Here is a 21,309-nt window from a genome sequence, read left to right as displayed (position 1 = left end):
CGCGGATGGAAGACTCACGCCCGACCTTGCGTCTGCAGCCGACAACTGATGGTTGGTATGGCGATTGGACGAGCACCGCTGGGAAAAGCCTGAAGATCAAGTTACAGCCAGCCGTCATCCCCGATGTAGCGGATGATGCCTTGCCCTTTTTCACCACACTTCACGACAAGTACCCTTATGAGTACCTGCGGCTGCAGGGCGTTACACTCAAAAAGGCAACATCGACACCTTCATGGGCTACACGCTGCAGTGGTGGAGCGAGCCGAAGACAGGCACTTCTCTGTTTGAAGTGGTCTCGGGTTATTCCCTTGAAGAGCGTCGACGCATCAACCAACAATTGATGGCGCGTTTGTGGAGCGAGGTATTGTCGTCTTATGGATGTTCAGGCAGTTACGCGCAGTCGAGCCAACCGCTGTGGATGTCGTCAACAGTGATGAGTGTTCTGATTTCATCAGATTATTTCTGCGGCGGTGCCTATCCGGATCAAAGCCAGGATGCGCTCAACTTCGACACTAAAACAGGCAGACTCCTGACCCTTGATGATGTTTTGTGGGTGGGGCGGGGCAAGCCATTGCATTTCCAACGAGAGGGCGACTTCGGCGGGGAGGCGTCCGGCTCGTCTGATTCCTGGTCTAACTACCGCAGTGAGGAACTGGCACCCTGGCTGGTCGCGCAGTTGCTGAAACTCTACTCCAGTGAAATGACAGTTACCCTCGAAGGCGAAAACGACTGCAACTACGACGAGAGTTATCCCTGGCAATTTCCTGGTTGGCACTTCACGGAACTGGGCATCAAGCTCGAGCCATCATTTCCCCACGTCGCGGCGGTCTGCGGATTCGTCGACTGGAGCGTTCTGCCGTACACAATCGTCAAACAACATCCGGGCGGGGTTGCACTGCAACTGCCTTGACGTGGCGTTTACTTTCCTGCGCAGCCCCTCGATTCCCGACCACAACCCCGCCATAATCGCCGCGAATTTATCCGCGCCGGCCCTCAAATGCCGGCGCGACCTCTGACTCTTTCAAGGAACGATCAATGCTCAAGGGACTGATGCGCCTGGCGCCATGCGCTTCTGTGCTGTTCTCGCTGATTCCAAGTGTCCACGCCGATGATGGCCGACGCGTGTTCACCGGCACGTTGGGCAAAATGCCGATCGTCGTAGAGCTCAATACCACGCAGCAGGACGAAGTAACCGGTCGGTACTTCTACGAAAAATACCATCGTGATTTGCCGCTCAGTGGCGCGTTGCAGAACAGCACGCTGACCTTGACCGAGGGCAATAATCGCTATGGTGACGAAAAGCCGCTGTCAACGTTGGAACTTGAAGAAACCGGCAGCGGCTGGCAGGGCGAATGGAAAAGTCCGCAGGGCAAGAAGCTGCCAGTGAAACTCATCGAGGCCAGACTTACCGCCCCCACCTCATCAACTTTGCCGTTCATTGCCGCTTTGCCCTACAGCGAGCCTTACGACTATTTGCGCCTGCAGGGACTCAAACTGAAACCGGCGAAGAAAGAAAACTTCATGGGCTACGACCTGCAATGGTGGACAGAGCCTGAGACAAAGATTTCCCTGTTCAGCGTGGAGTCCGGATTGTCGAAAGATGATCAGCAACGGGTCAACCAGCAGTTGCTTGGACGCCTCTGGAATGAAGTCATCAGTTACCACGGCTGCCAGCTGCAGGGCGTCGAAAACGTCGAATTTATGCAACAGGTGCAACCGAAAATGATCTCGCCAGCCGTGGTCAGCCTGAACATCTCGACCAGCTATTACTGCGGCGGCGCGCATCCAGACTTCGGCGATTCACCGCTCAACATTGACGTCAAAACCGGCCACCCGCTGTCCCTCGAAGATGTGCTGTGGGTCGGTGAGGGCAAACCACTTTTACATGCCGAACGCGACAGCTTGGGCGACGAACCTCTGAGCAAGGACGAAAGTAACGCGCGCTATCAGTACGTCAGCAAAGAGTTGGTGCCGTGGGTGATCAAACAATTCACGGCCCTGTACCCCACAGAAATGAAGACACCGACGGGAGATGACGACTGCAACTTCCAGGACGAAAGCATCTGGGGGACTTCACCTTGGTACTTCACCGAGAAGGGCTTGTACCTCGGCGCGTACTTCGCTCGCGTGCAACGCTCTTGTGATAGACCTGACTGGTCGATCCTGCCGTACTCCCTAGTCAAACAACACCCTGGCGCCGTAAAACTGCAACTGCCCCAAGGCTAGCCATCACTCCAACCCCGGCGCTTCACGAATAATGAAGTGATCCAGGTTCTCGATATTGGCATTGAAGACCTCGAAAGGCTTTTCGGGGTTCTTCTTGCCGGGTACCTGCTTCAACTCCGGCGTCACCCCATAGAAGAAACAGAACAACGCCTTGTCGCTATCCACCGCGTGCTTGATCTCCTCCAGAAACGCCTTGCGCTTGCGGTAGTTGTCGATCAGCTTCTTGTTCAGATAAACGCTGACCGGATACGGCTTCTTCTTGCTGTCCTCGGGCTTCTTGAACCAGACCTTGTCCTCGAAATCGATCCGAAAACTGGCACTGTGGAAGTCCTCGATCTTCTTGATCCGCCCCCAGTAGATCAGCCCCTTGTTGTCCGTCAGATACTCGATCTTCTTGAAGAACGAACTGTACGGCGCCGTATGCTCGCCGACCTTCAACGGCATCCGCTTGAGCAACTCCTTGTCGGCGAAGTTCGAAACAAAACACTCCACCGGATGCGCAAACACACTGGTCTTGTCCGGCGCCGACTCACGACCCACCGACTCTTTACCACTCTCCGCCGTCACCCGCACCGGATCATCCCGCAACACATCCGCCGCCCCGCTGGCGCGACAGGCTTGCGCACATACTCACGCCGGGTCAGCAATAACTCCGATGGGAAATGCTCCTCACGCCCGTCATCCACCTCGCCATCCGCCGTCTCAACGCCAGACGCCGACGCCTTCAAACTCGCATACGGACAACCCGCCACATGCTGCGTCGTGGGCAGATTCTTGAAGTGCGGCGTACGCACGTAATTCACGTTCTTGGCGTTAAACGTACCCAACTCATTGGAAGCCTCGAACGCCGAGCGACAGGCATCATTGGGGCACTGGAAGTGTTCCTTCGCCGAGTCAAACGCCACCGTCTCATCGAAATTGAGATCGCGAACGTCATAGATCGACAACTTGTCGTCGAGGCTGAGGCAGTAGGCGAGATCGAATTTCATGGTGGGGCTCGGATCCTTGAGGAGAAGATGGCGCGTTAAGACGAGTAAACGAGTCAGGTGGGGAGCACGCCGATATTAAAGGCAACGCCTGGAAATAGTGGCTCTTTGCTCTGTCATGTATTGAAACCCTTTTGGAGTTTGGCGACTATAGGAATTTTCCTACAGCCATTGACTACAAAGGGCGGCACTCATGGTGATCAAAGCGGTCTCGAAGGAACGAATAGGCAACGCGATGCTGGAGTTTGATCACAAATTTCGGAGTAGGCCTGAGTGGCAAGGCTGGGAAAAAACCAATCGCATCGTTATGCCATTGAAGCGGGCGGGGTCCTGTATCCAGCGAAGAAAATTGTCTCTTTGGCGACTGGCGTTGCGGTAGGCGATTTTTCGGGTGGGCATCCGACCAACAGTTACCTTAAGAAGCGAGGCTTCACTATTGTGGAGTTACCTCGTGAAGAAGGTGAGCTTTTGTTGCAGTTCACGCCAGGGGTTGTTTATGACCGAAAAACTGAAATCAATGGGCCGTTCGGTGGTAGTCGCCAAAGTGGCATTGCAGCGTCAGCTATCTATCCAGTGATTTTTTTGTTTACTGGCGATAGCGGTGAACAATACGGTTATGCAGATCGTTGGGACGACGGCGCATACCTTTACACGGGTGAAGGACAGCGAGGTGCGATGACTTTGACTCGTGGCAACCGCGCCATTGCTGAGCATGCCGTGGACGGCCGAGCACTGCATTTGTTTAAGTCACTCGGCAAAGGTAAAGGCTGCGCTTATGTAGGTGAATTTTCTTGTGCAGATATGTTCACGCGGATTCAACCTGATGTAACTGGCCAGGATCGTGCGGCTATTGTTTTTCGACTAGTCCCAGTCGGTATTTCTGGCGGAACGATTGAAGTTGGTGACGAGTACGAGGACAAGGCTGACCTTCCCGAGTCTCTGGCTGCTGCGCGGCTGGTCGCGGTGGCTGCGTGTAAGCTTAGCAGTGATGGATTCGGACAATCCGCCCCCGTAAGATTTATCAGCGTAGCCGGAAGGTCTCGTTCTACGTATTGATGCGTGCTCAGGGAATATGCGAAAGCTGTGAGATGCCTGCTCCATTCTTGAAGAAAGATGGCATACCCTATTTAGAACCTCATCATGTGAATAGGCTCTCCGATGGTGGTTTAGACCACCCACGGTATGTGGCAGCTGTATGTCCAAGTTGTCACCGGGAAATTCATTCTGGGGTGCATGGCGCATTGGTGAATCAGAGATTGAAGCTTCGGTTGGAAGCAATTGAAGGTTGAATATTCCAATCACGGTTGTTCTTTTTCCTACCCATACGATCGCCGAGGGTGCGAACCCTCGGTCGATATTGAATGGCTGTCATGAACTGCTTATGAAGAGTCGTGGGGCTCGAAAGTGCTCCTATAAACACGTCACCTAGCCCATTGAGCGCTTCGAAGATTGGAACGCCTGAGCAACTCGTCGCCACCAAGGTCGAATCGTAGTTGCTCTCCGCTGCGTCTGATCATTTAACAGGTGCGGCATATCCCGTAGCCGAATCCAGCCCTCATCCTGCCAATGCAGCAAACTCAACGACATCTCCGGCCAATCCAACAAGCTCAACATTGGCCGATTTGAATCTCCTGAATCCGCAGCGTCACGCAAGGTCGGCACGACCTCGTTGGTGAGCCATTCACGCAATAACCGATTTCCCGGAACGTAGTGATAGACCAACAGCGCATAAACCCCAGACTCACTGAGCATCAGATGCTGTTCAGGTTCTCGAAAGTACTCAATCCACATAACGCGGCGCTGGTCGCTATCTAGCTTGTTGACCACCCGTTCATTCAGATGGAAACCCATCAAGCGGCCGACATCGCGGGCGGAGAACCATGGCTGGTTCTCTAATAGAAGGCCATGCAGAAAAAGATTGTGGCGAGAGAAAACAGTTACCGAGCATGGATCCGACATATCTATGACCTCTACGTTATGGATTTTGGGCGGGCCTGACCCCAACGTAGAGCGGACTTAAGAAATCCCAACGAGCAGAGCAGTTGTCACCGGCGAATTACGCGTCTGTGTCACTGATCGAGCTTTCTACGTTGGGCGTTTCTTAGGCACCTGCGCTAGAGCTTAGTAGTGCTCGTATCAGGCTTCAATGGGAAGCGGCTGTAAGTGCTGTAGGAGATTTAGAGCGCTGATGTAGGGATGTAATTATTTTTCAGGAAATTTAAAAGCCCTGATCAGATCAGGGCTTTTTTCTTTACTTGAAACGTCAGAGCTCCGCGAAAATATGAGTCATGTGGCTATCCCCCGACGATAACCTGGTCGAGGAGTATGGAACGTAGCGCCAGATGTTTTCAGGTCTGATATTTTATTGAGCTCGCACAGATCCCATTCGTGGCCTGGAGTTACATGGCCGCCATGGGTTTGAAAGCAACGGATTACTTCTTTTCCAGTGCGAGAAAGACCAACGGCATGCGGTTCAACTACCCGTGGAATACCGCTGTATGTGAACGTTAAAACTTGATAGTTACTGATTGCATCAATAATTGTCTGCTTCATAGGAATTCTCTGTACGTGATTATAGAACGGGACAGTTGCCTGTCCCGCACGGTTAGGCTTTCACAAAAAAACAGAAAGGACGCCCGTCTTTGCGAACGACGTCTTTTCCGCTACGCCAGTGCTTGAAACTCATACAGAAAACAGCTCTGTATCCTGGCGGTGCCACCGGATAATCGTTCATGACGAATTCTCCGACGTGAGGCCGTTGTAACCGTCCGAAAGATGTCTATAATCACGTCGCGCATTTTCCCAATGCATCGTGATCTGAGTTCTTCCAGTCACGGCCCGCACCCTCGGGCTTCTGTTCAATGGTGCGGTCAAGACCCGCAGCAATCGTTGGCGCGATTGCTGCGGGTTTCTTGTTTCTGCCTTCTGAATAACAGCCTTTTGATATTTTTATGGCCCTGCTGCAATTGGAGCAGCAGGGCCATATCAATCAATCCCAGCTCAACGCCCCACCAGTCTGATACTCAATAACCCGAGTCTCAAAGAAATTCTTCTCTTTCTTCAAGTCCATAATCTCGCTCATCCAAGGGAACGGATTCGTAGTCCCTGGATACTCTTCCTTCAAACCAATCTGCGACAAACGACGGTTAGCGATGAACTTCAGATAATCCTCCATCATCGCCGCGTTCATGCCCAGTACGCCGCGAGGCATGGTGTCGCGGGCGTATTCGATCTCCAACTGGGTGCCCTGCAGGATCATCTGGGTCGCTTCTTCCTTCATTTCGGCATCCCACAGGTGTGGGTTTTCGATTTTGATCTGGTTGATCACGTCGATGCCGAAGTTCAGGTGCATGGATTCGTCGCGCAGGATGTATTGGAACTGCTCGGCGACGCCGGTCATTTTGTTGCGGCGGCCCATGGAGAGGATCTGGGTGAAGCCGCAGTAGAAGAAGATGCCTTCCAGAACGCAGTAGTAGGCGATCAGGTTGCGCAGCAACTCTTTGTCGGTTTCCGGGGTGCCGGTTTCGAACTTCGGATCGGAGATCGAACGGGTGTACTTCAGGCCCCAGGCTGCTTTTTTCGCGACCGATGGGATCTCGTGGTACATGTTGAAGATTTCGCCTTCATCCATGGCCAGCGATTCGATGCAGTACTGGTAGGCGTGGGTGTGAATCGCCTCTTCGAAAGCCTGGCGCAGGATGTACTGGCGGCATTCCGGGTTGGTGATCAGGCGGTACACGGCCAGGACCAGGTTGTTGGCAACCAGGAGTCGGCGGTGGAGAAGAAGCCGAGGTTGCGCATGACGATGCGGCGCTCGTCGTCGGTCAGGCCTTCCGGGTTTTTCCAGAGGGCGATGTCGGCGGTCATGTTGACTTCTTGCGGCATCCAGTGGTTTGCGCAACCGTCCAGGTACTTCTGCCAAGCCCAGTCGTACTTGAATGGTACGAGTTGGTTGAGGTCGGCGCGGCAGTTGATCATGCGCTTTTCGTCAACGGCGACACGGGCGGAGGCGCCTTCGAGTTCGGCGAGGCCTTCGGCGACGTCGAGGAGTTCAGTGCAGCCTTGGCGCGGGCCACGGCGGCCGAGTCGTCGGCGGTGACGGCGCGGGCTTCCAGCGCGGCGGCGCCGCCAGCGTTGTCGAGGCGGTCCATGTTGGCTTCGCTTGCGTGGCCGGCGTTGGCGCCTTTCACGGTTGCGACTTCACTGTCTTCTTTATCGAATTCGTCCCAGCTCAGCATGACGTGTCGTCTCCTGCGTGAGGGCTTGTGCCCGTGTGAAACCTGATGGGTTGGTTTTTCACACGGCCAAACAAGCCGCGTTGGATGTCGTTTTTTGCAGCGCTGCACGCAGGCAAATAACAGAAATTTTGACGGGTTCCGAGAGCCTCTGATGGGCGCAATCAGCGTCTGGCGCTGTTGCGGGGCTTCAGAATGGCTTTTGCTCCCTGTAAGGGAATATTGCTGACCCGTATAGGGCGGCATTATAGGGAAATTTTTACCGGCGTGGTGCGGCGAATCGGCTCATGGCGAGGCCGAGGAGGGGTGGATTTCGGTCCGACCGAGGGATTACAGGGCTTTGCGCGGAATCGACCCGAGCAGATTTTTTTTCGTTAATTTTTTGGCAGGTGGTTTTTTGTTTAAAAAATAGCCAGAAAAGTGCGTTTTTCACTATATCTAGTGTTTTGCAAGCCTTTTTCGCGGCTCCAGACACAACTGAGCCCGACCGAAGCCGGGCTGGAATCGACCCTCAATGTAGCGCTGAGCGATCCGATTCGGTGCAGTCTGATTCAGTTCGTGCAGCCGTTGCCCATGATGCTGTAGCGCAGGATGTGGCGTTGGCCTTTGGAGTCGTCGTATTCCATTTTTGCCGGTACAACTTCGCAGACATTTGGAATTTCGCTCATCGATACAACTTTGGCGATGTCCAGATGTGTGGAGTAAGTGTATTCCTCGATGACCGGTTGTTGCTGTGCGACATCAGTCGGGACCTCGTCTGCCATGGCGGTTGCGCACAGACTGCTGAGGGCCAGAACCAATAAAGCTTTCATTTCTAATTCACCTTTTTGAGGTCGAGTGGGGTCACGCAACCTTTTAGGGTTGCGTGTGGAGCTTGAGTAGTTGATGCGTTACTTGGAGAGCTGGATTAACGGCCTTCGTGGGGGCTGTAACGTTGTTAATCGCGGTTGCCTTGTTGGCGAGGTGAATTTTAGGGCGGTGGGGTGTCGGTAAACAGGGGCGGTTTTGATAAACACTTTTGATAGATTTGGTAACAATCGATTCAGGTCTTGGTGTCTGGCCGGATGGGTTTGCCTGACGGATCGCGTTGACTGCATCGCTGGCAAGCCAGCTCCCACATGGAATGCGGACATTTTGTAGGGGCTTGTTACTACCATCGTCGAATGGTTCTATGGGCCCCACCCGGCTACAACGGGGTCATACAAAAACAACTATTACACCGAGGTAGGAAAGATGAGTGCGGCTTCTCTGTATCCCGTTCGTCCCGAGGTTCTGGCAAACACGCTGACTGACGAGGCGACCTACAAAGCCATGTACCAGCAGTCGGTCGTCAACCCTGACGGCTTCTGGCGCGAGCAAGCCAAGCGTCTGGACTGGATCAAGCCTTTCACCACGGTGAAGCAGACGTCGTTCGACGATCACCACGTCGACATCAAGTGGTTTGCCGACGGCACCCTGAACGTTTCCTACAACTGCCTCGACCGTCATCTGGCCGAGCGCGGCGACCAAGTCGCGATCATCTGGGAAGGTGACGATCCTTCCGAAAGCCGCAACATCACTTACCGCGAACTGCACGAGCAAGTGTGCAAACTGGCCAACGCCCTGCGTGGTCAGGACGTGCACCGTGGGGACGTGGTGACCATTTACATGCCGATGATTCCCGAAGCCGTGGTCGCCATGCTGGCATGTACCCGGATCGGCGCGATTCACTCGGTGGTGTTCGGCGGTTTCTCGCCGGAAGCCCTGGCCGGCCGCATCATCGACTGCCGCTCGAAAGTGGTGATCACCGCTGACGAAGGCATCCGTGCCGGCAAGAAGATTTCCCTCAAGGCCAACGTCGACGACGCCCTGACCAACCCGGAAACCAGCAGCATCCAGAAAGTCATCGTGTGCAAGCGCACCGGTGGCGACATCAAGTGGAACCAGCATCGCGACATCTGGTACGAAGACCTGATGAAAGTCGCGGGCACCGTCTGCGCGCCGAAAGAGATGGGCGCCGAAGAAGCGTTGTTCATCCTTTATACCTCCGGCTCCACCGGCAAGCCGAAGGGCGTGCAGCACACCACTGGCGGTTATCTGCTGTATGCGGCAATGACCCACGAGCGGGTGTTCGACTACCGCCCGGGCGAAATCTACTGGTGCACCGCCGACGTCGGCTGGGTCACCGGTCACAGTTACATCGTCTACGGCCCGCTGGCCAACGGCGCGACCACCGTGCTGTTCGAAGGTGTGCCGAACTACCCGGACATCACCCGGGTGGCGAAGATCATCGACAAGCACAAGGTCAACATCCTCTACACCGCACCGACCGCGATCCGCGCGATGATGGCTTCGGGTCAGGCCGCCGTGGAAGGCGCCGATGGCAGCAGCCTGCGCCTGCTCGGGTCGGTGGGTGAGCCGATCAACCCGGAGGCCTGGGACTGGTACTACAAGAATGTCGGCAAGTCGCGTTGCCCGATCGTCGATACCTGGTGGCAGACCGAGACTGGCGGCAACATGATGAGCCCGCTGCCGGGTGCTCACGCGCTGAAGCCGGGTTCGGCGGCACGTCCGTTCTTCGGCGTGGTGCCGGCGCTGGTCGACAACCTCGGCAATATCATCGAGGGCGAGGCCGAAGGCAATCTGGTGATTCTCGATTCGTGGCCGGGTCAGGCGCGTACGCTGTACGGCGATCACGATCGTTTCGTTGATACCTACTTCAAGACCTTCCGTGGCATGTACTTCACCGGTGACGGCGCGCGTCGCGATGCCGACGGTTACTACTGGATCACCGGGCGCGTGGACGACGTGCTCAACGTCTCCGGGCACCGCATGGGCACCGCCGAGATCGAGAGCGCGATGGTCGCGCATCCGAAGGTGGCCGAAGCTGCGGTGGTGGGCGTGCCGCATGACATCAAGGGGCAGGGCATCTATGTCTATGTGACCTTGAAGAACGGCGAGGAGCCGACCGAGCAGTTGCGTCTGGAGCTGAAGAACTGGGTGCGCAAGGAGATCGGCCCGATCGCTTCGCCGGACGTGATCCAGTGGGCGCCGGGGCTGCCGAAGACCCGTTCGGGCAAGATCATGCGCCGTATCCTGCGCAAGATCGCCACGGCGGAATACGACGGGCTGGGGGATATCTCGACCCTGGCGGATCCGGGTGTGGTGCAGCATTTGATTGATACGCACAAGACCATGAATGTTGCTTAAGTAGCGGTTTGATGTGCTGAAAAGCCCTGTTCGGTGTATGCCGGACAGGGCTTTTTTGTGTCTGCTGGTTTTGTGTTGGTAGGGCTGGCCTCATCGCTGGCAAGCCAGCTCCCACAGGTTTTGTGGTGTATTGCAGATTTCGGTTCCGGCACAAATCCCTGTGGGAGCTGGCTTGCCAGCGAAGGCAATTTGTCAGACTCCGGTGTAGTCCCTCGTGGGAACGATCATTTGGCCAACCAATAATTATCGACCTGCACCGCAGGACCTTTCCCGCTGTTACCCACCACAACCCAATGTGTAACCGCCTGCCCCGCAACGGGGCGAAGGGAAACGCAACGCCCCATTCCAGAGCCTCAAAACCACCGCTGAAAAATAAGACACAACGCTGCGCTTGCCGGATTAGAAGGGTTTGCGAATAATGGGCCCGCAACTTGCAATATGTATCGGTTCACTGTCTTTCGCTCTTGCATGAAATTGCAGAGCTGTCAATGAGCTCAAACCGCTTTCTCGGTGCATCTGTAATTAGTTGTCGCATTGAAGAAATATCGGCTTCGGGCCTGTCGTTAGAATGCCGATCACTCGCTCATCGTGGCCGACGTTGAAATCGCCTGCGGTTTCAATGGGAAATTTCCCGCCGATGCGCAACCGATTTCCGATTCACCCATTCGCATATTGGGCTGTCGCTCACTCTGCCGTTTTTGCCCTTTACCGATGGAGTCCCAAGATGAAGAAACTTGTGCTGCTTGGCGCCCTGGCACTGTCCGTGCTGTCGCTGAATGCCGTCGCTGACGAAAAACCTGTGAAGATCGGCATCGAAGCGGCTTACCCTCCATTCGCTTCGAAAGCTCCGGACGGCAGCATCGTCGGTTTCGACTACGACATCGGCAACGCGCTGTGCGAAGAGATGAAGGTCAAGTGCGTGTGGGTCGAGCAAGAGTTCGACGGTCTGATCCCGGCTCTCAAAGTGCGCAAGATCGACGCGATCCTGTCGTCGATGTCGATCACCGAAGATCGCAAGAAGTCGGTCGACTTCACCAACAAGTACTACAACACCCCGGCGCGTCTGGTCATGAAGGCCGGCACTCAGGTCAGCGAGGGTCTGGCTGAGCTGAAAGGCAAGAACATCGGCGTACAGCGTGGCTCGATCCACGAGCGTTTCGCCCGCGAAGTTCTCGCTCCACTGGGCGCCGAGATCAAGCCGTACGGCTCGCAGAACGAAATCTACCTCGACGTGGCTGCCGGTCGCCTGGACGGTACCGTGGCTGACGCTACCCTGCTCGACGACGGTTTCCTGAAAACCGACGCCGGCAAAGGCTTCGCGTTCGTTGGCCCGGCCTTCACCGACGTCAAATACTTCGGTGACGGCGTAGGTATCGCGGTGCGCAAGGGCGACGCCCTGAAAGACAAGATCAACACGGCCATCGCGGCCATCCGCGAAAACGGCAAATACAAAGCAATCCAGGACAAGTACTTCGCCTTCGATATCTACGGCAAGTAAGACGTCTCTGCGACAAGTCCGAAATGGCGCAAGCAACAGAATCTCTGCGGTTTGCGCCATTTTTTCATCCCAACTTTCGAGGACCTGAATCATGTTGAAAGGCTACGGGGCTGTCATCCTCGATGGCGCATGGCTGACGCTTCAGCTCGCCTTGTCGTCCATGGCTCTGGCCATCGTTCTCGGGCTGATCGGTGTCGCGTTGCGCCTGTCGCCGGTGCGCTGGCTGGCGTGGCTGGGCGACCTGTATTCGACGGTGATCCGCGGCATTCCCGATCTGGTGCTGATCCTGCTGATCTTCTACGGCGGTCAGGACTTGCTCAACCGCGTCGCGCCAATGCTTGGCTATGACGACTACATCGACCTGAACCCGCTGGCCGCCGGTATCGGTACCCTCGGTTTCATCTTCGGTGCGTACCTTTCGGAGACGTTCCGGGGTGCGTTCATGGCGATTCCCAAGGGCCAGGCCGAAGCGGGCATGGCGTACGGCATGAGCAGTTTTCAGGTGTTCTTCCGGGTGATGGTGCCGCAAATGATCCGCCTGGCGATTCCCGGCTTCACCAACAACTGGCTGGTACTGACCAAGGCCACCGCGCTGATTTCCGTAGTCGGTCTGCAAGACATGATGTTCAAGGCCAAGCAGGCGGCGGATGCCACGCGCGAGCCTTTCACCTTCTTCCTCGCAGTGGCGGCGATGTACCTGGTGATCACCAGTGTTTCGTTGCTGGCATTGCGTCACCTTGAGAAGCGCTACTCGGTAGGCGTAAGGGCGGCTGATCTATGATCTTCGACTACAACGTCATCTGGGAGGCACTGCCGCTGTACTTCGGCGGCCTGCTGACCACCCTCAAACTGCTCGCGCTGTCGCTGTTCTTCGGCTTGCTCGCGGCGTTGCCGCTGGGGCTGATGCGCGTCTCGAAAAACCCGTTCGTCAACGGCGCCGCGTGGCTGTACACCTACGTGATCCGTGGCACGCCGATGCTGGTTCAGCTGTTCCTGATCTACTACGGTCTGGCCCAGTTCGAAGCGGTGCGCGAAAGCTTCCTGTGGCCGTGGCTGTCGAGCGCGACGTTCTGTGCGTGTCTGGCTTTCGCGATCAACACCAGCGCCTACACCGCGGAAATCATCGCCGGCAGCCTCAAGGCTACGCCGAACGGTGAGATCGAAGCGGCCAAGGCCATGGGCATGTCGCGCTTCAAACTGTACAAGCGCATTCTGCTGCCGTCGGCCCTGCGCCGCGCGCTGCCGCAGTACAGCAACGAAGTGATCATGATGCTGCAGACCACCAGTCTGGCGTCGATCGTGACGCTGATCGACATTACTGGCGCGGCACGAACCGTCAACGCGCAGTTCTACCTGCCGTTCGAGGCGTACATCACCGCTGGCGTGTTCTACCTGTGCCTGACCTTCATTCTGGTCAAGCTGTTCAAACTGGCCGAGCGTCGCTGGTTGAGCTACCTCGCGCCACGGAAGCACTGATATGCAACGCATCGACCACGTATTGCCGTGGAGCCACCTGGGCAGCGAGCGCAAAGTCTCGGTTTTCCGTTTCGGTAGCGGCGAGCGCAAGGCCTACATTCAGGCCAGCCTGCACGCCGACGAACTGCCGGGCATGCGCACCGCCTGGGAGCTGAAAAAGCGCCTCGGCGAGCTCGAAGCGCAGGGCTTGCTCAACGGTGTGATCGAGCTGGTGCCGGTGGCCAATCCTCTGGGTCTCGGGCAATTGCTGCAAGGCAATTTCCAGGGCCGTTTCGAGGCGGGCAGCGGCAAGAATTTCAACCGTGACTTCGTCGAGCTCAGCGCGCCGGTAGCGGCGGCACTGGGCGACAGGCTCGGCGATGATCCGCATGCCAACGTGCGCCTGATCCGTCAGGCAATGGCCGACCACCTGGCCGGATTGCCCGAAGCGAGCAGCCAGTTGCAAGGCATGCAGCGTGTGCTGCTCAGCCACGCCTGCACCGCCGACGTGGTTCTGGATCTGCACTGCGATGCCGAAGCCGCGCTGCACATGTATGCGCTGCCGCAGCACTGGCCGCAGTGGCGTTCATTGTCGGCGCACCTGAACGTCAAGGTCGGTTTGCTCGCGGAAGATTCCGGCGGCAGCTCCTTCGACGAAGCCTGCTCGTTGCCGTGGCTGCGCCTGTCGCGGCAGTTCCCCGACGCGCAGATTCCTTTGGCATGCCTGGCGACGACCATCGAGCTGGGCGGGCAGGCCGACACTGGCCGCGTCGAAGCCGAGGCTTACGCCGAAGGCATTCTCGCGTTTCTCGCCGAGCAGGGCCTGATCACTGGCGAGTGGCCGAACCCGGCCTTCGAACCGTGCGAAGGCATGCCGTTCGAAGGCACTGAATTGCTGTTTGCGCCGCACCCCGGTGTGGTGAGTTTTTCCCGCAAGCCCGGCGAATGGGTCGAGGCGGGCGACGAGATTTTTCAAGTGATCGACCCTGTGTCCGATCGGGTCAGCACGGTGTGTGCTGGTACGTCCGGGGTGCTGTTTGCCATTGAACGGCTGCGCTATGCCCAACCCGGTTTCTGGCTGGCCAAGGTGGCGGGGCGCGAAGCGCTGCGTCACGGGCGCTTGCTCAACGACTGACTGACTGTTTTTGTGAGAACCGACCGCATGTACAAACTTGAAGTCCAAGACCTGCATAAACGCTATGGCAGTCACGAAGTGCTCAAGGGCGTGTCCCTGAAAGCCGCCGCCGGCGATGTGATCAGCATCATCGGCTCCAGTGGCTCCGGCAAAAGTACTTTCCTGCGTTGCATCAACCTGCTCGAGCAGCCGCACGCCGGCAAGATTCTGCTCAACAACGAAGAGCTGAAACTGGTGGCGAACAAGGACGGCGCGCTGAAAGCGGCTGACCCCAAGCAGCTGCAGCGCATGCGTTCGCGCCTGTCGATGGTGTTCCAGCATTTCAACCTGTGGTCGCACATGACCGCGCTGGAAAACATCATGGAAGCGCCGGTGCACGTGCTCGGCGTATCCAAGGCCGAAGCCCGCGAGAAAGCCGAGCACTACCTGAACAAGGTTGGCGTGGCCCATCGTAAGGATGCATTCCCTGGGCATATGTCCGGCGGCGAGCAGCAGCGTGTGGCGATTGCCCGGGCGCTGGCGATGGAGCCGGAAGTGATGCTGTTCGACGAACCGACCTCGGCCCTCGACCCGGAGCTGGTCGGCGACGTGCTGAAAGTCATGCAGGCGCTGGCGCAGGAAGGTCGCACCATGGTTGTGGTGACTCACGAAATGGGCTTCGCCCGTGAAGTGTCGAACCAGTTGGTGTTCCTGCACAAAGGCGTCGTCGAAGAAAGCGGCAACCCGCGCGAAGTGCTGGTCAACCCGCAGTCGGAGCGCTTGCAGCAGTTCCTGTCGGGCAGCCTGAAATAAATCAGGGCTGCCGTTGTGCACCAGATTAGGTCATGCTTCGCGATCTTCTGGCTGGCTCAGATCCCTTGTGGGAGCGAGCCTGCTCGCGAAAGCGGTGGTACAGATAGCAATCATGTTGACTGATACACCGACTTCGCGAGCAGGCTCGCTCCCACATTTGATCTTCGTTGGTTTCAGGATGTGTGTTCATTTCCGGGCTAGCATTGGCCCATGCCTTCATCACCGTTGTTCGTTTCGGATTGCCCGCCCATGACTGCCCATCGAATTGGTTTCCTGATTTGGCCCAGCACTAAAGCGTTGACGCTGGCGCTGGCGGAGGAGGCCTTGCGTGTTGCGCAGCGGGTGCACCCGGACGTGGTTTACGAACTGACGTTCTTGCAGGCCGAACCGCAGACCGAAGGTGCCTGGCAGCTACCCGGCGAGCCCTGGGCCGGCAAGCTCGAGAATTTCCAGAAACTGTTCCTGCTCGCTGATGAGCCGCCCACCACTTTGGCACCGGCGCTGAGCAGTGCGCTCAAGCAAGTGGTGCGCGCCGGTTGCGTGATCGGTGGTCTCTCGGCTGGTGTCTATCCACTGGCCCAGCTCGGTCTGCTCGACGGTTATCGCGCCGCCGTGCACTGGCGCTGGCAGGACGATTTTGCCGAGCGCTTCCCCAAAGTCATTGCCACCAGTCATCTGTTCGACTGGGATCGCGATCGTCTGACCGCTTGCGGTGGCATGTCGGTGCTCGATCTGCTGCTGGCAGTATTGGCCCGTGATCACGGTGCGGAACTGGCCGGTGCGGTGTCGGAAGAGCTGGTGGTCGAGCGCATTCGCGAGGGCGGTGAGCGTCAGCGCATTCCGTTGCAGAATCGCCTCGGCTCCAGCCATCCGAAGCTGACCCAAGCGGTGTTGCTGATGGAAGCCAACATCGAAGAGCCGCTGACCACCGACGAAATCGCCCAGCATGTGTGCGTATCCCGTCGGCAGCTGGAGCGGATCTTCAAGCAGTACCTCAACCGCGTGCCGAGCCAGTACTACCTCGAATTGCGCCTGAACAAGGCCCGGCAGATGTTGATGCAGACCAGCAAGTCGATCATCCAGATCGGCCTGTCCTGTGGCTTCTCCTCGGGGCCGCATTTCTCCAGCGCCTACCGCAATTTCTTCGGTGCCACGCCGCGGGAAGATCGCAACCAGCGGCGCAGCAGCAGCCCGTTCGAATTGTCGTCAGTGCCGCCAGAGCGCGGCTGATCGCGGCTTAACTGTCGCGGTTGAACTCCACGCCGACGGAGATCTCCGACCCGTCACTGTCATCGGGCGATGGATTCAGGTTGACCTGACCGGCCTGCTCTTCAAGCAGACGCATTTGCCGTGCGCGGTTGTAAGCCTCAAGGCGTTGCAGACTCTGCGGATTCAGTGGATTGCCGCTGAAGTTGTAGTGCGTCGCCACGTCGCCGGGAGTCGATGGAAACTGACTTGGCAACTCGCTGATGACGTTATCCGCCAGGTTCACTGACTTCAGTCCTGGCAGATCGAACAGTCCTTTGGGCGTTGCGCGCAGGCCGATATTGTTCAGACGCAATATCTGCAGATTGGCCAGTTTGCTCAGCGCAGGAACGTTGCCCAGCGGATTGTCGCCCAAGTCCAGAGAGACGAGGTTTTGCATTCCGGCGATGGCATCTGCAGTTTGCTGGGGCAGCGTCAGGCGGCAGTCGGGCAAACTCAGGGTCGTCAGTGCATCCAGTCCGGTGATTGCCGGCGGGACTTCCCTCAGCGGGTAATTGCGGATGTCGACCACGCTCAGCTTCGGAAAAAGCTCCACCAGGCGATTGACGCCGGGAGGCGAAGCGGAGGTGCTGGTCAGTTCCAGCTGTTCGATGTAGTCGAAGCGTCCGGCCAATGGCGGCAACTCTCCCGAGAAGGCCAGATCGCAGACGAACGCGTTGTCCTTTGGCGATTTCGGATAGCGGCGCAGGCGCGCCTCCAGATTTTCCTTGAAGCGTTTTCGGCTGGCTGATTCCCGCCGCGCCGCTTCGCCGGTCAGCGGCGTACGCAAAACCGGATGGTGCGCAGTCTCGTTGCACCAGGTATCGAGTCGCGTGAGCAGGCGCGTCATCTCCGTCTGTCGGCGCGCCAGTTCGACACGTCCGTCCGCCAGTGTGCCCGGCAGACCGTACAACAAGTCGTTGGCTTCCAGGCCGGTCAAAGAGGGTACAGCGATTGCATCAGGTTGAGGTCGGCCGGTTCGGCCCAGACGCCAAAGTTGTCTGTGGTCATTTGAAACGTTGCCTTGATGCGCTCTCTGGACGCCGCTGACAGCGGATTGGCGCCTACGTCAATGCCATGCCCGGCGTAAGGAACGAGGTCGCCGGGCAGCTCGGCAATGTTGTTGTCGTTCAATAACGCGGCGTTTAACTGTGGCAGTTGCTCAAGCCCTGCGGGCACAGAGTCGATTCCGGTCCGGATCAGGTCGAGAAATCTCAGATCCGTCAGCGCTGATACGTCCGGGGTGGCCTCCAGAGTGTTGCCGAACAGGTCCAGCGCCTTCAAACGGCCCAGCGTGGACAAGATCGCTTGCCCCGCCGCATCGAGCGTGATCCGGCATTTGCTCAGCATCAGGGTTTCCAGCGACGGTGTGCTCTGCAGAACCTGCGGGATCCGGCCAAGGTTGAAGTCTTTGAGTTCCAGCCCGCTTAATCCGTTGAAGCTGCGTAGAAAGCCGTCAGGCACGCTCAGCCCCGGATTACCATCAATTTGCAAATGCGTAATGTGGCCGAAATCAGCGTTCAACGGCGGTAATTCGCCGGCAAACTTAGCGCTCGTTTCAAACCTGTCCAGGCGTAACGCCAAATTTCCGGTTCGTCGGCCACGCCACAGTCGTTCCAGTCGCTTCGCGAATTCTTGTCTGGCGTCCAATTGCGCCACTCTTTGCTCGGCCGTCCAGAATTGTCCTGTGGACGGATCATTGGCTGGGATTTGGTCACGCCATGTATTGAGGTCGGCGATCATTCGGGCGAGTTCCGCTTCCCAGCGAAGCAACTGCGCCGTGCCGGCCTGCAAGGTGCCGGGCAGACGGTAGATCATGTCGCTGGCCGCCAAGTCGTTCAGTCCCGGGAAAAGCTTTCGCGCCAGGGCGATGTCCGCCGGCGCGGGGCTCACCCCAAAGTCGTGTGCGTGGCTGGCATGGTAGCGCTTGATTCGCTCACGGGTAGCGAGGGACAGCGGGTTGTCGTTCAGATACAAGCCATCGAGGCGTTGTGGATTCGCGGCGAATAGAGTCTCCGGCAATTCTGTGATGAGGTTGTCATTGAGGTACGCGTACTGCAGAGACCGGGTGATCGACAATGCCTTCGGGCAGGACGGTCAGGCCGGCATTCATCAGAAAGACATCCACCAGCGCCGGCATGGTGCGCAGATCGGGCGCCATGGCCAGCGGGTTATTACTCAGATCCAAAAGCTTCAGCGTGGGCAAGGAATTGAGTACTTCCTGTCCGGCAGGTGTGAGCTTCACGGCGCAATGACGCAGGCGCAGTTCCTTGAGCGTGTGCAGGTCCGCCACAAATGCTGGTATATCGTTCAGGGCAACGGCTTTGAGCTCCAGAGCCTGCAGGTTGGGGAAGCGTTCGACGAACGTGCCGATGTTACTGATTGCAGCGTTTGCGTTGAGCTTCAGACTTGCAACGTGGCTGAAATCCGCCGACAGCCGTGGCATGTCGCCAAAAACTTCAGGTCGGCGGCAAAAAACTCGCTTCGCGCTGCAGTCTCGTTCGACCGCTGTCGCCAAAACGCTTCCAATGCTTCTTTGAACGCCGTTCGCGCCGCCGTTTGCGTCTGTAATTCATCGGCCGACAGCACCTGCCCGGTAACCGGATGAGTGGCGGTGATTTGCTCTGTCCATTGCGCGAGATCGAGCTGCATCTGCTCCAGCTCTGCGCGCCATTGATCAAGCTGCATGCGACTGTCCGCCAGGTCGCCTGGCAGGTCGTAAATCATATCGCTGGCCTGTTGCTGATCCAGCCCGGTAAACAGTTGTCGGGCAAGGGCAATGTCCTGATCATCGGCGCGCACATCAAAATCGTTCTGATGGAGGCGGTAATAGGCTTTGATCTTGTCGCGTGTCGTGGCCGAGAACGGGTTGTCGGAAAGATAAATGCCGTCGCTGCGAGCCCCGGGATCTCGAACAGGGCGTCGGGGAGGTCGGTGATGCGGTTGCCGGTCAGCACCGCAATGGGCAGCTTCGGATGAGTGGCCAGCCCATCGGGGAGTACAGTGAGACCGCTGTTGGACAGGTCGATGTATCTCAGTTCAGGCAGCAGGTTCAGATCGGGAAATGTCCCCAGCGGGTTGTCGCCCAGGTCCAGCCTGCGCAGGCCGTTCATGGACATCAGGGCTGCCTCGTTTTCGGGGTCAGAACCACGCCGCAGTTTTTCAGCTCCAGTTCGGTCAGACCGGGCAGGCTGATTCCGGCCAGCGTCGGTGTATCCAGTGCGAAGCTGTCCAGACGCAGGGTAGTCAGGTTGGGGAAGCGTTCCACGAAAGAAGCGATGGCGGAGAGGTTGCTGTTGCCGCTCAGGTTCAATCGCGACACATGGTCGAAATTGGCGCTGAGGACGGGCATGGCGCCGCTGAACTCGGCACGCGCCCTCAGCTCGTCAGCGCGGCCGAACCCGGTCCGGGTGCGCCAGAACAACTGAATTTGCCGGGCGAAGGAGCGCCTTGCATTGGTCTCGCGGGTCTGTGCTTCAGGGCTCAACGGCTCGTCCGATCCAGATGGAGTCACGGATGCCTGTTCGACCCACCGCTCCAGTTCGAGATTGAGTTGTCTCAGCTCTGCCTCCCAGCGTGACAACTGTGCCCGTCCCTCGGCCCAGTTCCCGGGCAACCGGTACAACACCTCAGTAGCCTGCTCGGCGTCAATATTGGGAAACAGGTTCATGGTGCGTTGCAGGTCTTGCGTCTCGGGGCGGACACCGAAGTATTTGCCGGTGTGGTTGTAATAGTTTTTCACCCGTTCCCTTGATGCCGTCGACAATGGATTGTCGGCAAAGGTGTAGCCATCGCTGAGGGAGCTGGCGAGGTTGAAGAACCGCTCGGGAATGCTCGTGATCCGGTTGCCGTCGAACTGCGCGGAGATCAATCGCGGGTGATCGAGCAGGTCATCCGGCACGGCGTAGAGCCCGGTATTGGACAAGTTGACGTAGCGCAGCGAAGGCATCGTGTGCAGGTCGGGAGGCAGGCCCAGCGAGTTGCCTTGCAGGTCCAGCAGGGTGAGTTGTGGTAACGACGCGAGCACCGATTGCGTGGTGGTGGTCAGGCTGATCCGGCAATCACGCATGCGCAATTCGCGAAGCGCCGGCATCGAGGTGAGCGACTGAGGCAGGCTCGGCAGGTTGAGATTGTACGCATCCAGTCTCTGCAACCGCTGGAACGACTGCAAAAAGCTGTCGAAAGAACCGGTCATGGTGTTGCCATCGATCGCCAGCCAGATGATATGGCTGAAATCGGCCGACATCACCGGCAAGTCACCCATGATGCGGAGAGTCAGCAACATGGCGTGGCCCGAGGCGGCACCCTGCGCATCGATCCCGACGACATTCTCCCGTCGCCAGCCCTGCAGCAGTTGTTCCCTGAATAAACGTCGGTTGCGAATTTCGGCTTGTCGCTCGATTGACGTGAGCGCGCTGCCTGTCAGAGGGTGCCGGGCGGGTGGGTTGTTGGCCCAGACCTGAAGCTCGTTCTGCAATTGCAGATAGTCGGTTTGCAAGCGGACCATTTCCGCGCGCCAGCCCAGAGGACTGGCGCGCAGGCGTTGTG

General features: G+C 57.6%; 20 protein-coding genes and 2 pseudogenes. 11 read left to right on the top strand and 11 right to left on the bottom strand.

The window, feature by feature from the left end; genetic code table 11:
- Positions 1-232: 232 nt before the first annotated feature.
- Positions 233-910 carry a hypothetical protein gene (locus LJU32_25095; protein ID WKV88609.1) on the top strand — a complete coding sequence of 226 codons (678 nt, stop codon included), beginning with the start codon at positions 233-235 and terminating at the stop codon, positions 908-910.
- 125 nt (positions 911-1,035) lie between these two features.
- Complete coding sequence (locus LJU32_25090) at positions 1,036-2,226, top strand: hypothetical protein (protein ID WKV88608.1); 1,191 nt, start codon at positions 1,036-1,038, stop codon at positions 2,224-2,226.
- A 3-nt stretch (positions 2,227-2,229) separates the two neighbouring features.
- Here LJU32_25090 and LJU32_25085 read toward each other — a convergent pair.
- A pseudogene (locus LJU32_25085) lies at positions 2,230-3,215 on the bottom strand (hypothetical protein).
- Between the two features lie 270 nt (positions 3,216-3,485).
- Between LJU32_25085 and LJU32_25080 the strand changes: the two are divergent.
- Together LJU32_25080 and LJU32_25075 are read left to right on the top strand one after the other, a co-directional pair.
- Entirely contained in the window at positions 3,486-4,268 is a 783-nt protein-coding gene (locus tag LJU32_25080) for a hypothetical protein (GenBank protein ID WKV88607.1), read from the top strand.
- A complete protein-coding gene (locus LJU32_25075; protein WKV91194.1) occupies positions 4,268-4,501 on the top strand; it encodes an HNH endonuclease in 234 nt (77 codons plus the stop codon). Before LJU32_25080 ends, LJU32_25075 begins: the two co-directional genes overlap by 1 nt.
- Before the next feature lie 136 nt (positions 4,502-4,637).
- Here the strand turns inward: LJU32_25075 and LJU32_25070 are convergent, their stop codons facing one another.
- The 4 genes and pseudogenes from LJU32_25070 to LJU32_25055 all read right to left on the bottom strand — a co-directional run bounded on the left by LJU32_25070 (position 4,638) and on the right by LJU32_25055 (position 8,259).
- On the bottom strand, positions 4,638-5,171 hold the full coding sequence (locus LJU32_25070) for a Bro-N domain-containing protein (GenBank protein ID WKV88606.1): 534 nt from the start codon (positions 5,169-5,171) through the stop codon (positions 4,638-4,640).
- A gap of 327 nt (positions 5,172-5,498) precedes the next feature.
- The gene (locus LJU32_25065) at positions 5,499-5,765 is read right to left on the bottom strand and encodes a hypothetical protein (protein ID WKV88605.1); all 267 of its coding nucleotides are present in this window, start codon (positions 5,763-5,765) and stop codon (positions 5,499-5,501) included.
- A gap of 436 nt (positions 5,766-6,201) precedes the next feature.
- Positions 6,202-7,450, bottom strand: a pseudogene (locus tag LJU32_25060) (ribonucleotide-diphosphate reductase subunit beta).
- Between the two features lie 548 nt (positions 7,451-7,998).
- Positions 7,999-8,259 (bottom strand): DUF2790 domain-containing protein, encoded by a 261-nt coding sequence (locus LJU32_25055; GenBank protein WKV88604.1) that lies wholly within the window; start codon positions 8,257-8,259, stop codon positions 7,999-8,001.
- Positions 8,260-8,680: 421 nt separating this feature from the next.
- Here LJU32_25055 and acs point away from each other — a divergent pair, with 421 nt between their 5' ends.
- From acs to argR, 7 genes are all read left to right on the top strand, one after another.
- Positions 8,681-10,636, top strand: a complete 1,956-nt coding sequence (acs, locus tag LJU32_25050) for an acetate--CoA ligase (GenBank protein WKV88603.1) — start codon at positions 8,681-8,683, stop codon at positions 10,634-10,636.
- 724 nt (positions 10,637-11,360) lie between these two features.
- Positions 11,361-12,134, top strand: coding sequence for an ABC transporter substrate-binding protein (locus tag LJU32_25045; GenBank protein ID WKV88602.1), 774 nt, complete (start codon positions 11,361-11,363; stop codon positions 12,132-12,134).
- Positions 12,135-12,225: 91 nt separating this feature from the next.
- Positions 12,226-12,915, top strand: a complete 690-nt coding sequence (locus LJU32_25040; protein WKV88601.1) for an ABC transporter permease — start codon at positions 12,226-12,228, stop codon at positions 12,913-12,915.
- A complete protein-coding gene (locus tag LJU32_25035; protein WKV88600.1) occupies positions 12,912-13,610 on the top strand; it encodes an ABC transporter permease in 699 nt (232 codons plus the stop codon). Before LJU32_25040 ends, LJU32_25035 begins: the two co-directional genes overlap by 4 nt.
- 1 nt (position 13,611) lies before the next feature.
- Entirely contained in the window at positions 13,612-14,724 is a 1,113-nt protein-coding gene (locus LJU32_25030; protein WKV88599.1) for a M14 family metallopeptidase, read from the top strand.
- Positions 14,725-14,751: 27 nt separating this feature from the next.
- Entirely contained in the window at positions 14,752-15,516 is a 765-nt protein-coding gene (locus tag LJU32_25025) for an ATP-binding cassette domain-containing protein (protein ID WKV88598.1), read from the top strand.
- Between the two features lie 249 nt (positions 15,517-15,765).
- Entirely contained in the window at positions 15,766-16,746 is a 981-nt protein-coding gene (gene argR / locus LJU32_25020; protein WKV88597.1) for a transcriptional regulator ArgR, read from the top strand.
- Positions 16,747-16,753: 7 nt separating this feature from the next.
- Here the strand turns inward: argR and LJU32_25015 are convergent, their stop codons facing one another.
- Genes LJU32_25015 through LJU32_24990 form a run of 6 tightly spaced genes read right to left on the bottom strand, consistent with a single transcriptional unit; the run spans position 16,754 to position 21,259 of the window.
- On the bottom strand, positions 16,754-17,701 hold the full coding sequence (locus tag LJU32_25015; protein WKV88596.1) for a hypothetical protein: 948 nt from the start codon (positions 17,699-17,701) through the stop codon (positions 16,754-16,756).
- The gene (locus LJU32_25010) at positions 17,698-18,840 is read right to left on the bottom strand and encodes a hypothetical protein (protein ID WKV88595.1); all 1,143 of its coding nucleotides are present in this window, start codon (positions 18,838-18,840) and stop codon (positions 17,698-17,700) included. The genes LJU32_25015 and LJU32_25010 overlap by 4 nt, the downstream gene beginning before the upstream one ends.
- Positions 18,800-19,207 (bottom strand): hypothetical protein, encoded by a 408-nt coding sequence (locus LJU32_25005; GenBank protein WKV88594.1) that lies wholly within the window; start codon positions 19,205-19,207, stop codon positions 18,800-18,802. Before LJU32_25005 ends, LJU32_25010 begins: the two co-directional genes overlap by 41 nt.
- Entirely contained in the window at positions 19,165-19,449 is a 285-nt protein-coding gene (locus LJU32_25000; protein WKV88593.1) for a hypothetical protein, read from the bottom strand. Before LJU32_25000 ends, LJU32_25005 begins: the two co-directional genes overlap by 43 nt.
- Before the next feature lie 35 nt (positions 19,450-19,484).
- On the bottom strand, positions 19,485-19,880 hold the full coding sequence (locus tag LJU32_24995) for a hypothetical protein (protein WKV88592.1): 396 nt from the start codon (positions 19,878-19,880) through the stop codon (positions 19,485-19,487).
- The gene (locus tag LJU32_24990) at positions 19,880-21,259 is read right to left on the bottom strand and encodes a hypothetical protein (GenBank protein WKV88591.1); all 1,380 of its coding nucleotides are present in this window, start codon (positions 21,257-21,259) and stop codon (positions 19,880-19,882) included. The genes LJU32_24995 and LJU32_24990 overlap by 1 nt, the downstream gene beginning before the upstream one ends.
- Positions 21,260-21,309 lie beyond the last annotated feature (50 nt).

The sequence above is a fragment of the Pseudomonas sp. B21_DOA genome (genome assembly GCA_030544685.1).
In the GTDB taxonomy this organism is placed as follows: domain Bacteria; phylum Pseudomonadota; class Gammaproteobacteria; order Pseudomonadales; family Pseudomonadaceae; genus Aquipseudomonas; species Aquipseudomonas fluorescens_AO.
Note: the sequence above shows the minus strand (reverse complement) of the source record. Positions and strands in the feature narration are given on the sequence as shown.

Excerpts from the sequence above, each read along its gene's own strand:
- LJU32_25045 (WKV88602.1), top strand. The coding sequence starts at position 11,361 with ATGAAGAAACTTGTGCTGCTTGGCGCCCTGGCACTGTCCGTGCTGTCG.
- LJU32_25005 (WKV88594.1), bottom strand. The coding sequence starts at position 19,207 with ATGCCACGGCTGTCGGCGGATTTCAGCCACGTTGCAAGTCTGAAGCTC.
- LJU32_25065 (WKV88605.1), bottom strand. The coding sequence starts at position 5,765 with ATGAAGCAGACAATTATTGATGCAATCAGTAACTATCAAGTTTTAACG.
- LJU32_25070 (WKV88606.1), bottom strand. The coding sequence starts at position 5,171 with ATGTCGGATCCATGCTCGGTAACTGTTTTCTCTCGCCACAATCTTTTT.
- LJU32_24995 (WKV88592.1), bottom strand. The coding sequence starts at position 19,880 with ATGTCCATGAACGGCCTGCGCAGGCTGGACCTGGGCGACAACCCGCTG.
- LJU32_25095 (WKV88609.1), top strand. The coding sequence starts at position 233 with ATGGGCTACACGCTGCAGTGGTGGAGCGAGCCGAAGACAGGCACTTCT.
- LJU32_25055 (WKV88604.1), bottom strand. The coding sequence starts at position 8,259 with ATGAAAGCTTTATTGGTTCTGGCCCTCAGCAGTCTGTGCGCAACCGCC.
- LJU32_25075 (WKV91194.1), top strand. The coding sequence starts at position 4,268 with ATGCGTGCTCAGGGAATATGCGAAAGCTGTGAGATGCCTGCTCCATTC.
- LJU32_25030 (WKV88599.1), top strand. The coding sequence starts at position 13,612 with ATGCAACGCATCGACCACGTATTGCCGTGGAGCCACCTGGGCAGCGAG.
- LJU32_25090 (WKV88608.1), top strand. The coding sequence starts at position 1,036 with ATGCTCAAGGGACTGATGCGCCTGGCGCCATGCGCTTCTGTGCTGTTC.
- LJU32_25025 (WKV88598.1), top strand. The coding sequence starts at position 14,752 with ATGTACAAACTTGAAGTCCAAGACCTGCATAAACGCTATGGCAGTCAC.
- LJU32_25035 (WKV88600.1), top strand. The coding sequence starts at position 12,912 with ATGATCTTCGACTACAACGTCATCTGGGAGGCACTGCCGCTGTACTTC.
- acs (WKV88603.1), top strand. The coding sequence starts at position 8,681 with ATGAGTGCGGCTTCTCTGTATCCCGTTCGTCCCGAGGTTCTGGCAAAC.
- LJU32_25040 (WKV88601.1), top strand. The coding sequence starts at position 12,226 with ATGTTGAAAGGCTACGGGGCTGTCATCCTCGATGGCGCATGGCTGACG.
- LJU32_25000 (WKV88593.1), bottom strand. The coding sequence starts at position 19,449 with ATGCAGCTTGATCAATGGCGCGCAGAGCTGGAGCAGATGCAGCTCGAT.
- argR (WKV88597.1), top strand. The coding sequence starts at position 15,766 with ATGACTGCCCATCGAATTGGTTTCCTGATTTGGCCCAGCACTAAAGCG.